This window comes from Agarilytica rhodophyticola (genome assembly GCF_002157225.2).
Lineage (GTDB): Bacteria > Pseudomonadota > Gammaproteobacteria > Pseudomonadales > Cellvibrionaceae > Agarilytica > Agarilytica rhodophyticola.
In genome coordinates, this window is record NZ_CP020038.1 from 669,770 (window position 1) to 682,848 (window position 13,079).

The window sequence follows — 13,079 nt, forward strand, 5'->3', positions numbered from 1 at the left end:
CTGATTGTAAGTTTCATTTTTTTAAGCGTATATTTTTTTATTATTTCTAAAATAAGTGCGTGTCATAATTTTTTGCTAAATGACATTTTGTTATCGCTTGAGATCAATTCGTAAGTGTAATTCTTTTTTTTATTTTTTCTTTTTTAAAAAAGCGAGACGAAAAATAAATACAGTTATCAATTTTTTGTTTTTATAAAAAACTAATCTGATCAAGTATCGCTTATGAAATACTAACCGAATGTAAAACATTTTTTTAATTTGGAATTTAATATACATGGTAATTTCATCATCTTTATCAACACATGCTGCAGCTCGAATGAGTGAATCTCTTGTTGCTTCATCAACATCACCAATAGGTAAAAAAAGCTCGGCTGTAAGTCCTTTGCTTGCTTCTCGTTCTAACTCACTTATAAATACCACTGAAGCGAGAGCCTTACCTAGAGATCTTTCAACGATGCCAGGTTTCAGTGCTGTAAATTTTAATAAGAATCATCAAGTCGGCATTTTAACACTTCCTAATGGCGTCTTTAGTGTGGTTAACGTTGGAGGAGAAAACTACGCATATGCCGGACCAGACTCAACCATTATTAATCCTGATGGCAAACCTTCTAATATGCAAATAGATTGGGGTAATCCCGCCTTAGCAGGCTCAGTGCCATCTATTAAAGCCAAAACTATAGATACGGGCCCTGTTAATCAAAGAGACGGTATGACTATCATCGATCTTTCTGATAGCGCACCAGCATCTGATATTACGACAGCATTTTTAACCGATCGTACACTTAACAAAGATCTTGCCACACCGATATATCCTGATGCTCAAGTTTTATTTAAAGCTTCAACCCTCGAAGATGGTACTAAAACGCTAGCGCTTATCGATGAGTCGGGTGAGCCACTAGTGAAATTGGCCGGTGTAAAAAATGTGGGTATTCATAGCACTTGGGATGATCCTGAAGTAGATGCACAAAGATCTTCAGCGGGTGGCCGTTATCTTCAAAATACTAAAGACACTTATTCATGGGTAACTAAGTGCTGTCGTGGGCAAGCTGAGGCTGCCGAAGAATCCGCTCCCGCTAAGCCCTCAGGTGTTAGTGATAAACTTAATTGGTCGCCTGATAGGTTACCTGATGATGCTCAAGATACCGTCCGCTTTGTTGTGGATTACCAGGGCGGAGGTAAAGATATAATAGACGTTCGAAAAGTAGATAATGGCGATAGCGTTGACTATGATGTATCCAGAAATCTGCAGTTTTCTAGACCTACACGTTTTTCTGAGCCGGATTCTACAAGTGCGATATTTAACTATGATGGACGCAAAGGTGAGAACAATGTTGTGCTTGCCGATGGAGCTAAAAATCCAATTGCAACGATGGTTCTAACACCTGAAAAATGGGCCGAGCCTATTCGACAACTTTCCCATGTATTGCATCATACTGTTGGCCAGGCAGTTCCTGGCTTGCCTCAAAGTAATTTGGGTAAGCTGACAAATATGGCGTTATCAACCTATACAGGTCTTCAAATAGCCAAAGGGGCAAACCAAGCAGGTGCGGCAATTATTAAAAATACTTTGAATATCAGCCCGCCATCATTTTTAGGCTCAGGTAAGAATGCCGAAACCGCAACCCCAAAAATTTTAGACGTTGGTATTCCTTGTTCTGCAATTGGTCGCGCTGCAAAAATGGCCGCTGAAGCCTCGGGTAACCAAGCGGCTGCGAGTGTGATCGAAAATGCGTATATGCAGTTGGCACTTCCTGTTGGAATTGCAGTTGCGGCAGTAAAATTGGGAGCGATCGATGGTTGGAAGCAAGCGGGGGTTGGTTTTTTATTGCCTAATGTTATTGCGATGGCAGGACAAACTCTCATCGATCATCTTGATAAAGAAGGGATGAGTTCTGAAAAGTTACAATTTACTCAGCTAGGTGTGCGTGCTGTTTACGGACTTATAAGTGCTCTTGCTCAATGGGGAACTGCCAGTGATAAAACGGACAGCGCCAAGTTATTTGGGGGGCTTCTCATCCAACAGGTTACCAATGAGTTGCAAATTGCAGGACGTGGTGCGATTTCAAGAGAAGAAGGTCGCTATTCAAGAAATGAAGACCTTCTGACTCAGCAGTTGGGGGAACATGTTAGCCGGGAGGATATGCCTTATCTCTATAGATTTACCAACGGTATAGCGCATAATGGTACTCAGATTCAACAACAGCTGAGTGCAAAAGCCCAGAGCTTTAAGGATTATGCTGGAGCCTGTTGCAGCAGCCTTGGTGAAAATCTTAGTGCAGCCCGAGCTTCTTTTATGAGAGGAGCAGACTCTCAATAAAATAAAAATATGTGGTGCTATAGATCATAGAAGATAAAACTAGTTTAAGTAGCGAGATGCCGCCCAGGTTCGGGCGTGGGCGGCGATCATTTCTTTCTCATCCGAAGTAAGTTTTTAAACCGTATCTGAGGTAGAATAACACTAAACTTTTTTGAGATTTAACATGAGCGATAGCACCCCAATAAAACGTACCCGCCGTATAGCACAAGGTGAGAAGCTGCGCGATTCTGATAAGGTAGAGCGTATACCAGTAAAAGTGATAGCGAGTGATAACTTACTCAGAAAGCCTGACTGGATAAGAGTTCGAGTCGGTGTATCCCCAGAGGTACAGCGTATTAAAACTCTTTTGCGCAAGAATGGTTTGTCTACAGTATGCGAGGAAGCAAATTGTCCAAACTTAAGTGAGTGCTTTAGTGGTGGTACGGCGACATTTATGATTATGGGGGATATTTGTACAAGACGCTGCCCTTTTTGCGATGTTGGACATGGTAAACCTAATCCTTTGGATGCCCAAGAGCCGATTAATTTGGCAACAGCTATTGCGGATATGGGCCTTAAATACGTTGTAATTACATCAGTGGATCGAGATGATTTGCGCGATGGTGGTGCGCAGCATTTTGCTGATTGTATTCGAGAAGCCCGAGAACAGTCGCCAAATCTGCAAATAGAAATACTGACACCTGATTTTCGTGGAAGAATGGATGTGGCTTTGGAGATACTTGAAGATACTCCGCCAGATGTCTTTAATCATAACCTTGAAACTGTGCCACGCTTGTATCGGCAAGCTCGCCCAGGGGCAAACTACCAGTGGTCGTTAAAACTGTTAAATGATTATAAGGCGCGTAAGCCTGATGTATTAACTAAGTCTGGTTTAATGGTCGGTCTAGGGGAAACGAAGGAAGAAATTATTGATGTGATGCGCGATATGCGTGCGCATAATGTTGATATGTTAACCATCGGTCAGTACTTGCAACCGTCGCGTGATCACTTACCTGTATTGCGCTATGTCGAGCCTGCAGAATTTGATGAATACACTGAAATAGCAAAAGAACTTGGTTTTACTCATGCTGCTTGTGGGCCTCTTGTCCGTTCGTCCTATCATGCAGACAAACAAGCGCATGGTGAAGTCGTAAAATAACAAGTCTATGGTTTAATTGATCATGATTACAGCCTGAGCCATACAATTTGGTACTGTCTGTAACGATCTATGTTAATTGAATCTAAGGTTGGGGCTGATTTTAGTGTCGAGTATTCAGATATCTAATCTAGTTGAAAACGAATCGTGGATACCCATTATCGCGCTTTGGCATCACAATGAATGGTTAAAAACATACGAAGGCTTAGAAGGACGAGATAGGTCTCCTGATGTTATTGAGAAAAAGTTGCACGAGCGCAGCACATCCTTGCAACAGCATATGTGTAATGATGTACTGCCTACAACTTTTGTTGCCCACAAAGGCAATGAGCCTATTGGAACAGTAAGTCTGGTTTACTATCAATTTACTAATGATCACTGTCCAACAGAATGGCTAACCAATCTATTTGTTTTGCCAGAATGTCGGCAGCAAGGTATCGCCAGTATGTTGTTAAATTGCGCGGTAAACTTTGCCGACGCATGTGATCTACCTCGTTTATTGTTATATACCGATGATCAAATAGAGTTTTATCGTAAGCGTAATTGGCGTTCGATAAACCGAGGTTTTGTACAGGGTAAAAAAGTTGAGATTATGGATTACGTCTTACATGGAAAAGACGACTCGGTTGAGTTTAGTTAGAGTCTGTTAACAGACTCTAAGACCTAAAACTCTGCAATCCTAATTTTGTCGAGCGAGCGTTTAAGGCATCGTTACCTGTTAATGATAAAACAATATCTAGAAGCTGTTTTATAACTCGCGAACGCAGGCGAGACAGGGCAAAAATAACCGAAAAAGCAGAGTTTACACGAAGTAAATGAGCATTTTGAGAGTATTTTTAACGCCGTATCGGGAAGTGCAGCAGTTATGAAATGGCTTCTAGTAAAACATTCCAAACATCGCCTGCCTAATAGCCTTTTTCCTGGCCCCGACACCAGTGCAACCAAGTTTTAGAAGATGGAGGACTGTTGCGACATTCGTACGAATGTCTATCAAAATTGGCGTCTTTTGAATCTTTGGAATTATTATCCAGTATAAAATACCCACTCCAAATATAATGAGATACGGATATGATCATTCAATTTAAGACAATCAATGATTTAAGCGAAGTAATTAAAGAGTACGAAGGGAAGCTCAGGCTTCGCCCCATTCGCAAGTACAGCCACCCAACTTTATATAGACAAAGGGATGTTGGTGAAGGAGAAGTTTTATATAAGGGCGTGAGAGATGGGGATTGGTTCTTCTCTGAGAATAAAGAATGGATTTTGCCTCACGATCAAATGGGCTTATCATTTTCTTCTACGTATAAAAATTTGAAAGATGTCTATCGCCTTAAAGGTCGTTGGAATCCAGGTGCTCAGATTGATATTCACTGGGTACTTGAAAGACCTGATTTGCCCCCTGGGCTAAAGTTTGAAGCCGATAGAGAGAAAAAAGGTCATTATTTTTTAACGGTTACGGAGCCAATGTTGCTGGAAACTTTGATCGGCAAGTTAAAAATATTGGCGAGACAAATGTCTGTAATTAGAGGATGTCGATAACAATGATAAATTATAAAACTGAAACTGAGCGTGAGTTTACGTTCCACTATGCGGAAAAACTGGATGACCCGCTTGCTCTGGAAATATTAAAACGGGGTGAAGTTAAAGATGCTGTCGAAGCTAGGCATTTAAGTAAATTTTTTTGGGCCATGGTCGATGCATCAATCCAAGATTTTAATAACGATATAGCTCTTCCTTGGGATGAAAGCGCTGAGTTTATCAGTGAGAAAGTCATGTACGCCATATCTGGTTACCTTGAGCGGGCAGGATATGAAGACTACTGGGATGCAGTGTCTGATGAGCAAGATCAGTAAGCGCTTTGATGTATGAGTGGATACTTTGAAGCTTTAGTACAAGCTGGTCATCCTAAACGTGCACGCTGATAAAGTATGCTTTTTCGAGAGCCTGGTGCAAAACTACCCTTTCAAAACCAAACCAGCGCTATAATTTGTGTTACTTCGGAATGATGATTAAATTGAGTTGCGCCGTAAATTTTGCCGACGCATTTGAGTTTAGTTAGAGCCTGTTAACAGACTCTAAGACCTAAAACTCTGCAATCCTAATTTTGTCGAGCGAGCGTTTAAGGCATCGTTACCTGTTAGTGATAAAACAATATCCAGTAAAACATTCCAAACGTCGCCTTTAATAATACCTTTTATCATTTTGTCGGCGTTGCTGGATTTTCTCACTAACAAATGTATCTGTCTTAGCTGTAGGCGATTGACGGCTTGTTTAATCATGGCTTTACGGTTATCCCATACACCGGCTTGCTTTGCACAGAAATCTAGGCTTTTGCCGTTTTCAACACCTTCTTTAATCGAGGCCAAAGTGCGAATTTCTCTGGATAGCGCCCATAACACCAAGGTTGCTTCTGTTCCTTCTGCGCGTAAGCCATTTAAACTTGCCACTGCTGCGCGACTGTCTCCTATAATGGCTTTATCGGTCAAGCTGAAAACATCGTAACGGGCGGAATCTGTAACAGCATCTGCCATGGTGCTGGCATCGATAACCTTGTCAGTTACAATCAATTTAAGCTTTTCAATCTCCTGCACTGCAGCCAGTAAGTTGCCTTCCGTTTTTGCGCATAGAATTTCAATTGCGTCTTGGTTGGCATGCAAGCCGGCGGCACCTAAGCGCTCTTCTATCCAGCGTGGCATTTGTTGAAGGCTTACCGGCCAAATACTGACAATATCACCACTAGCATCTAGTGCTTTAAACCATTTTGTATTTTGTGTGCGCTTGTCTATTTTTGGAAAAATTAACAGCAATAAGTTTTCGTTAGATATTCTTTGACAATACTCTATCAGTGTTTTGCTACCAGCGTCTCCAGGTTTGCCATTGTGGATGCGTATTTCAATAATTTTTTTCTCGGCAAATAATGACAAACTATTTGCGCTATTAATAAGCGTATCCCACTGAAATCCAGCATCCGTATGATAAAGCTCTCGTTCTAAATAGCCACGGGCTTTCGCCGCTTGACGAATTTTATCGCAGGCTTCTTGCACTAGTAATGTCTCATCTCCTGTCACTACATATAAAGGCGCAATTTGCTTGGAGAGAGCCTTGTCTAGCTGATCATATCGAAGTCTGGCCATGGTCAATATTATTTACTGTAAAATAATGGGTTACTTCCCCAGATAAGAAATAATGCGTGAAGATAGTTCTTCGCGCATTTCTTGTAGCAATTTAATTTCTTCCTCGTTTTTAGCAACTACCAGTGAAGTATCAAAATCGTATTCGCGACGAGCGGATAAGGTGCGCTCTCTGGGAACATTACGCAAAGGGTTAGTCACGCCAAAACGTATACTCATAATCAGCTGGTATTGCACAGGAATACCTGTACTGCTGTAGGACAGTGGACTTCGTTCGACTTTTTCTTGTTGCAGTTTCAAGGTGATATCTGAGTCTGATTCAATATCAATTGAAAGATCTTTTAATTGCTGCTTTAAAGTAGCATTAAAAAGACGGTTATCGGCGGAAGTCACCAGTTGAATTTGGCCGATATTCTGTGGGCCTTGTTCGAGGTACTGCTGTAATCCACGCAATTGCCAGCCGCACGATGAGATCACCAAAGCACTGGCGACAACAAAAAATCGAGATATCCATATACTCATTAGTTCGCTACCACATTGACCAGTTTTCCAGGTACTACAATAATTTTCCGAATATGTTTACCATCAATAAACTTACGTATTTTATCGCTAGATAATGCAGCTTTTTCCATTTCTTCTCGGCTAGTGTCAGGGGCTACATCGATTTTATCACGAACCTTGCCGTTTACCTGAACTACAACGGTAATACTGCTTCGTGTCAATGCCGATGCATCTACTTGCGGCCATGGTTGTTGTAAAATTTCTCCTTCGCCGAGCTCGCTCCAGAGCACATGACAGATATGCGGTACAATGGGAGCCAGTAATAAAACGGCAGCAGATAGAGCTTCTCGTTCAACTGCCAGTCCATTTGGATTGCTGCGATCAGCGTGACGGCTCACTTCGTTAAGAAGCTCCATTACTGCAGCGATAGCAGTATTAAATGTTTGTCTGCGGCCAAAATCATCGCTGACTTTCTTAATGGTTTCATGGGTTTTGCGCCGCAAGTCTTTCTGCTGAGCGCTTAATGTATCAACATTAAGTTCACCAGGCTGACCCACTTCAAGATGCTGAGATACTGCTTTCCAAAGCTTTTTCAAAAAGCGTTGCGCTCCTTCCACACCGCTGTCAGCCCATTCCAGGGTTTGATCAGGGGGTGAGGCGAACATAGTAAATAGGCGTACAGTATCTGCGCCGTATTTATCAATAATTGTTGCTGGATCAACACCATTATTTTTCGACTTGGACATTTTTGTAACGCCACCGAACTCTAACTCTTCACCGGTATCGGTAAGCATCGCCTTAATGGTTTTACCCTTGTCATCTTTTTCCATAGTGACGTTTTGAGGCTCGATCCATTCTTTTTGGCCATCGTTTAATTTATAAAAAGATTCCGATAGCACCATGCCCTGACAAAGTAGGCGGGTAAATGGTTCGTCGCTCTCTAAAAGACCCTCATCACGCATCAATTTATGGAAGAAGCGTGCATACAGCAGATGCAAAATAGCGTGTTCAATCCCTCCCACATACTGATCCACCGGTAACCAGTAATTCGCTTGTTCGGGATCTAGCATGGCATGTTCGCTGGGGCTGGCATAGCGCGCGTAATACCAGGAGGACTCCATAAATGTATCGAAGGTGTCGGTCTCGTGCTCGGCACTTTCCCCATTAATTTCTGTTTTCTTCCATTCCTCGTCTTGTTTAATAGGGGAATGAACGCCGTCCATGACCACATCTTCAGGCAGCAGCACGGGCAATCTGTCAGCGGGTACAGGTATCTCGCCACCGTTAGCGAGGTTCAATATGGGAATCGGTGCACCCCAATACCTCTGTCGCGATACTCCCCAATCTCGCAGGCGATATTGTGTGGTAACGCTACCTTTATTGGCTGCGATAAGGGTTTGGGATATAGCTTCAAAAGCACCGGCAAAGTCTAACCCATCAAATTCGCCTGAATTAATCAGCATGCCTTTTTCTGTAAAGGCTTCCTTATCTAAATCTACCTCTACCTCAGCGCTGCTGCCTTTAGTGGGTTCAATAACCTGTTTGATTTCTAGCTCATATTTTTTTGCAAACTCCCAGTCCCGTTGATCGTGAGCCGGTACCGCGATGACTGCACCCGAGCCGTAATCCATCAATACGTAGTTGCCTATCCAAACAGCAATTTCCTCACCAGTGATTGGGTGCAGAGCTTTAAGCCCAGTATCGAGGCCCCGTTTTTCCATATTGGCCATATCCGCCTCGGCGACAGACTGGGTTTTGCAGCTTTGAATGAAGTCGCCAATTTCCTTGTTATCTTTAGCAAGAGATAAGGCGATGGGGTGCTCAGCAGCAATGGTTAGATAGGTAACACCCATAAGTGTGTCTGGGCGTGTGGTATAGACATCAAAGTCTTTAATGCCATCGATAGTATGCTGCAAACTGAAGTTGATAACAGTGCCACGGCTTTTGCCAATCCAGTTGCGCTGCATGGTTTTTACTTGTTCAGGCCAATGAGGTAGCTTGTCTAAGTCATTAAGTAGTTCTTCAGCGTACTCTGTAATCTTAATAAACCACTGTGGGATTTCTTTACGTTCAACCACTGTATCGCAACGCCAGCAACAACCATCGATAACTTGTTCGTTAGCCAGTACGGTTTGGTCGTGTGGGCACCAGTTAACAGCTGAAACTTTTTTATAGGCCAGACCTTTCTCATAAAGGCGAGTGAAGAACCACTGTTCCCACTTGTAATAGTCGGGTTTACAGGTGGTTACCTCGCGTGACCAGTCAAAGCCAAAACCAAGAGCTTTCAGCTGGTCGCGCATGTAATCCGTATTAGCGTAAGTCCATTTGGCAGGTGCTGTACTATTTTTGATCGCGGCGTTTTCGGCCGGTAGACCGAATGCATCCCACCCCATGGGATGAAGAACATTTTTACCCTGCATTCTTTGGAAACGGGCTATTACATCGCTAATCGTATAGTTGCGGACATGGCCCATGTGCAAACGGCCACTGGGATAAGGAAACATTGCCAAGCAGTAAAATTTTTCCTTAGACCTGTCTACATTAACTTCAAAGGACTTATTCTCTTCCCAATAACGCTGTACTTCCGACTCAATGGAGGCAGGTTGATAATTATCTTTCATGCTCGTGTTTGTTTACCCAGATGTGAAAATGAAATAGAAAGTCGACCATTATAGGGGCAGATAATATGTAAACAAAGATTATGCTATTGGCTAAATGGATGTTTTGTTCATTTAGTTGAGGAATCGTGTCGTGAAGCGAATGGTTTTGAGTAAAATATCCGCAAACAGTATGAGTGAACCCCAGTGTAATCATTAAACTAGTATGCGGTAGTCAATTCTTCCTTGGTAGCTTAGTCTCGTGAAGTATGTCTTTTTGAGTATGTTGTAGCGGAAATTTACTTGCGTGCTTCATTTTGGTGCGATTGGTTGTATGTGTTTTTTCATTATGATGCAAACCAAGACTCGTACGCATCATCTAGGCGCTTAGGCACTGGCTCTCGTGCGAGTATTCTTCAACAATAAAAGTTGGTGTAGTGTTTGCTTTGCTTGTGTGTAGTGAAAAACGCAGCTCATATATACCATTTCGATACTTTATGCCTTTTTGATGGCGGATTAGCTGTCAATAAGGGGTTGAATCATGAAATAGCATCAAGGGACAGCATGAGCACGCAAGTTTAGACAGGACATTGTGAATTATTCTAGGTAGTAGCTGGTATGGGTTTTAATGAGAGTCAGGCAACAAATATCTATCCTTTTGGCAAGGTAATCACCACCCCGCAAGATAGCTATGCAGATTTTTGTAGTGCGTATCAGAAGCGTGAATTAGAGCAAAACTTCATCATGCAGCTCAATCATTTGATTAAAGATGTGCAGCTGCATCGCGGGATCAGCATGAGGCTGCTTGCTGGCAACAAAAGTTTTGAGAAAGATTTTAAAACTTTGCAAAGTAAGATCAATCGTCGTTTATCTACTCTTCTGGTATTTTCTACATACGATAAGACGTTATTCTCTATTGCCGACAAAAAAAATATCCAACTGTCTTGGGACACGATTAGAAATGATTGGCAAGATGACAAACTGACAGATAATTTCGAGTTACATTCCCATTTTATTGAGCAGCTATTGCTGAAAATATTGGATATCTCAAACAATTTAAGAAAGCCTTTGCTAGATGAATTGCAAAAGAGCGCTGATAGCGAAAGTTCAGGTGATACAGATCGTATCGGTAGTGAAGATAACGAGCGATATCCCCGCCAGATTAAGCAGATGGAACTGTTGAACTTTATTTGCTCCCTACTCCCTATTTCTATTGAAAATATGGCTAAGATTCGCGGTCTAGCCAGTTTTGCTGCTGAGATTGGTTGTGTTCATGAGAGCCAACAACGAAAGCTACGTTATCTCCTTCAGTGTGCACGCGAAGATAACGTCAAAGCCGGCCACTGCTCTCAGCGCTTGCATAGTCTTCTCGGTGATGCTTTTAATGCTAAGAGTATTGTTGGCGAATTCGAAACAAAATTTGTTTATTTTATCGAGCTGGTATCGCGCGATGTGCTATCGGGCAGTAAGATTCAAACCTCTTCGTGGCAAATCTTCAATTTGGGCACAAATATTATTGACAAGTACTGGCAAATAGTTGACGAGGGTCTGAATCTCCTACGCATATGGCAACGTGACGATTTTAATGCATGGGTTAACTCGTAAGTAAGTGACACATAAAACTACAACCGCTTTTAGTAGGTTCTAGCGAAAGTAATCGTTAATAATATCGAGCTCTGTCTGAACGTTAACTGCTGCCATTCCCGCGCGCACGGCCGCTTCTATACCCAATGGCGAATCTTCAAACACAATGCATTGTGTTGGCTCTACATTGAGCTTTGAGGCGCATAATAAAAATGTTTCTGGAGAAGGTTTAAACTCTTTGACATGATCGCTAGTGATCACACATTCGAAATATGAGCGGATACCACAGGCTTCCAACATCTGCTCAGCTTCTTCTGCATTTGCCCCAGTCCCTACCGCCATGGGCTTTTTGCCATGATATTCTCTGACAATATCAGCCAGCTTGGTGGCTTTGACGTAGTCAATATTATTTTTCGCTACCCATCTTTCTTTTGCTTGTAAGATGTGTTCGAGGGGGTAGTCGACGTTTATGCCAAATTTCTCTATGACGATTTCTATTGTCTGCAATGTAGGCACACCAGCTAGTGATTGCATAAGTGGACGATCCACAGGAATATCAAATTCGCTCAACGCGTGAGTCCACGCATGTTCGTGAAGCTTACCGCTTTCTATAAGTGTGCCATCCATATCGAATATTAATGCAGCATATTGGTTGTACATAGTTTTCCTTAATTAAGTAGCGCTATAAATACTCAGTTATATGAGAACGTATAGTGTGGGCATGCTTTGTATAAATTGCTATCAACCTAAAGTTTATTTTATGGCTTTGTGCGCACGAACAGATAGATGATGCTCTAATTTGGTATCCTCTAGGCTGTTGTTCAGCGTAGTATTGGCGTTAATAAGTTTAAGATATCAGAGGTTGTTAATGAATCTTATCGAAGCGACATTACAGTGCCCTTACTGTTGGGAAATGTTAAATATTCTTGTAGAGCCGGGTGTTGATGAACAATCCTATGTTGAAGACTGCCAAGTGTGTTGTTCGCCGATATTAATTCATGCACGTGTTGATGATGAAACTTTGTTGCAGTTATCCGCAGAACGAGAAAATTCATAGGGCCTGCTCTAAGTTATGAATATTCAAGGTATTAGCGTTGAAGTTATCCGCAAAAAAATGAAAAACTTACGGTTGGTGGTTAAACCTCCCCATGGTGAAGTAAGAGTTTCAGCACCGTTGCGGGCAAATAATGCGGATATACATTCTTTTGTTTCTTCCAATGTGGAATGGATACGAGAACAGCAAGCGCGCATATCCAATACAGAATATCCAGCACAACTACAATATAAAAACGGTGAAATTCATAGGTATTGGGGTGTTGATAAAACCTTAATACTCATGCCTTGTACACATTTGAATTCTTCTTTTTCTAAAAGAGTTGTTGTCGATGGCGACAGCATTCTTCTTTATGCGCCAAAAGATGCAAGCATGCAGCAACGTCAAAAATGCTTAGATAATTTTTATCGTCGCGAGCTTGAAAAGAAAATTCCTCCTTTGATTACCAAGTACCAACCAATACTTGGAGTATCAATTAATGAATGGCGCATAAAAAACATGAAAACTCGCTGGGGATCGTGCAATATCACCGCTAAACGTATTTGGTTGAACTTAGCCTTGGCCTGCTATCGGGAAAATTGTTTAGAGTATGTGGTCGTGCATGAACTTGCTCACTTACTAGAGAGGTATCACAATCGCCGATTTTGGCAGATTGTAGAATCATGCTATCCCACATGGCGCGAAGCCAATCAGCTGCTCAATCATCACTAATATTCATCACTAATCGGCGAACCTGATGAGAAAAATGTCGCCGAACTGG

At 42.0% G+C, this 13,079-nt stretch carries 12 protein-coding genes; 8 read left to right on the plus strand and 4 right to left on the minus strand.

The window, feature by feature from the left end:
* Positions 1-274: 274 nt before the first annotated feature.
* The 5 genes from BVC89_RS02850 (at position 275) to BVC89_RS02870 (ending at position 5,305) form a co-directional block, all read left to right on the plus strand.
* Positions 275-2,317, plus strand: a complete 2,043-nt coding sequence (locus BVC89_RS02850) for a hypothetical protein (RefSeq protein WP_158657758.1) — start codon at positions 275-277, stop codon at positions 2,315-2,317.
* Between the two features lie 163 nt (positions 2,318-2,480).
* Complete coding sequence (gene lipA, locus BVC89_RS02855; RefSeq protein ID WP_086929757.1) at positions 2,481-3,455, plus strand: lipoyl synthase; 975 nt, start codon at positions 2,481-2,483, stop codon at positions 3,453-3,455.
* Positions 3,456-3,558: 103 nt separating this feature from the next.
* Positions 3,559-4,092, plus strand: a complete 534-nt coding sequence (locus BVC89_RS02860) for a GNAT family N-acetyltransferase (RefSeq protein WP_086929758.1) — start codon at positions 3,559-3,561, stop codon at positions 4,090-4,092.
* Between the two features lie 428 nt (positions 4,093-4,520).
* On the plus strand, positions 4,521-4,991 hold the full coding sequence (locus BVC89_RS02865) for a hypothetical protein (protein WP_086929759.1): 471 nt from the start codon (positions 4,521-4,523) through the stop codon (positions 4,989-4,991).
* Positions 4,992-4,993: 2 nt separating this feature from the next.
* On the plus strand, positions 4,994-5,305 hold the full coding sequence (locus BVC89_RS02870; protein ID WP_086929760.1) for a hypothetical protein: 312 nt from the start codon (positions 4,994-4,996) through the stop codon (positions 5,303-5,305).
* 222 nt (positions 5,306-5,527) lie between these two features.
* Here the strand turns inward: BVC89_RS02870 and holA are convergent, their stop codons facing one another.
* Genes holA through leuS form a run of 3 tightly spaced genes read right to left on the minus strand, consistent with a single transcriptional unit; the run spans position 5,528 to position 9,705 of the window.
* Positions 5,528-6,586 carry a DNA polymerase III subunit delta gene (holA, locus tag BVC89_RS02875; protein ID WP_086929761.1) on the minus strand — a complete coding sequence of 353 codons (1,059 nt, stop codon included), beginning with the start codon at positions 6,584-6,586 and terminating at the stop codon, positions 5,528-5,530.
* A gap of 30 nt (positions 6,587-6,616) precedes the next feature.
* Positions 6,617-7,105, minus strand: a complete 489-nt coding sequence (locus BVC89_RS02880) for an LPS-assembly lipoprotein LptE (RefSeq protein WP_086929762.1) — start codon at positions 7,103-7,105, stop codon at positions 6,617-6,619.
* Positions 7,105-9,705: a leucine--tRNA ligase gene (gene leuS, locus BVC89_RS02885; RefSeq protein WP_086929763.1), complete on the minus strand. Its 2,601-nt coding sequence runs from the start codon at positions 9,703-9,705 to the stop codon at positions 7,105-7,107. The genes BVC89_RS02880 and leuS overlap by 1 nt, the downstream gene beginning before the upstream one ends.
* A gap of 594 nt (positions 9,706-10,299) precedes the next feature.
* Here leuS and BVC89_RS02890 point away from each other — a divergent pair.
* Entirely contained in the window at positions 10,300-11,286 is a 987-nt protein-coding gene (locus BVC89_RS02890) for a hypothetical protein (protein WP_086929764.1), read from the plus strand.
* Positions 11,287-11,325: 39 nt separating this feature from the next.
* Here the strand turns inward: BVC89_RS02890 and BVC89_RS02895 are convergent, their stop codons facing one another.
* Entirely contained in the window at positions 11,326-11,925 is a 600-nt protein-coding gene (locus BVC89_RS02895; protein ID WP_086929765.1) for a beta-phosphoglucomutase family hydrolase, read from the minus strand.
* Between the two features lie 208 nt (positions 11,926-12,133).
* Between BVC89_RS02895 and BVC89_RS02900 the strand changes: the two genes are divergently transcribed.
* Both BVC89_RS02900 and BVC89_RS02905 read left to right on the plus strand, forming a co-directional pair.
* Positions 12,134-12,322, plus strand: coding sequence for a CPXCG motif-containing cysteine-rich protein (locus tag BVC89_RS02900; protein ID WP_086929766.1), 189 nt, complete (start codon positions 12,134-12,136; stop codon positions 12,320-12,322).
* 15 nt (positions 12,323-12,337) lie between these two features.
* Positions 12,338-13,030: a M48 family metallopeptidase gene (locus BVC89_RS02905; RefSeq protein WP_086929767.1), complete on the plus strand. Its 693-nt coding sequence runs from the start codon at positions 12,338-12,340 to the stop codon at positions 13,028-13,030.
* Positions 13,031-13,079: the final 49 nt, after the last annotated feature.

Excerpts from the sequence above, each read along its gene's own strand:
- BVC89_RS02850 (WP_158657758.1), top strand. The coding sequence starts at position 275 with ATGGTAATTTCATCATCTTTATCAACACATGCTGCAGCTCGAATGAGT.
- lipA (WP_086929757.1), top strand. The coding sequence starts at position 2,481 with ATGAGCGATAGCACCCCAATAAAACGTACCCGCCGTATAGCACAAGGT.
- BVC89_RS02865 (WP_086929759.1), top strand. The coding sequence starts at position 4,521 with ATGATCATTCAATTTAAGACAATCAATGATTTAAGCGAAGTAATTAAA.
- BVC89_RS02870 (WP_086929760.1), top strand. The coding sequence starts at position 4,994 with ATGATAAATTATAAAACTGAAACTGAGCGTGAGTTTACGTTCCACTAT.
- holA (WP_086929761.1), bottom strand. The coding sequence starts at position 6,586 with ATGGCCAGACTTCGATATGATCAGCTAGACAAGGCTCTCTCCAAGCAA.
- BVC89_RS02880 (WP_086929762.1), bottom strand. The coding sequence starts at position 7,105 with ATGAGTATATGGATATCTCGATTTTTTGTTGTCGCCAGTGCTTTGGTG.
- leuS (WP_086929763.1), bottom strand. The coding sequence starts at position 9,705 with ATGAAAGATAATTATCAACCTGCCTCCATTGAGTCGGAAGTACAGCGT.
- BVC89_RS02890 (WP_086929764.1), top strand. The coding sequence starts at position 10,300 with ATGGGTTTTAATGAGAGTCAGGCAACAAATATCTATCCTTTTGGCAAG.
- BVC89_RS02895 (WP_086929765.1), bottom strand. The coding sequence starts at position 11,925 with ATGTACAACCAATATGCTGCATTAATATTCGATATGGATGGCACACTT.
- BVC89_RS02900 (WP_086929766.1), top strand. The coding sequence starts at position 12,134 with ATGAATCTTATCGAAGCGACATTACAGTGCCCTTACTGTTGGGAAATG.
- BVC89_RS02905 (WP_086929767.1), top strand. The coding sequence starts at position 12,338 with ATGAATATTCAAGGTATTAGCGTTGAAGTTATCCGCAAAAAAATGAAA.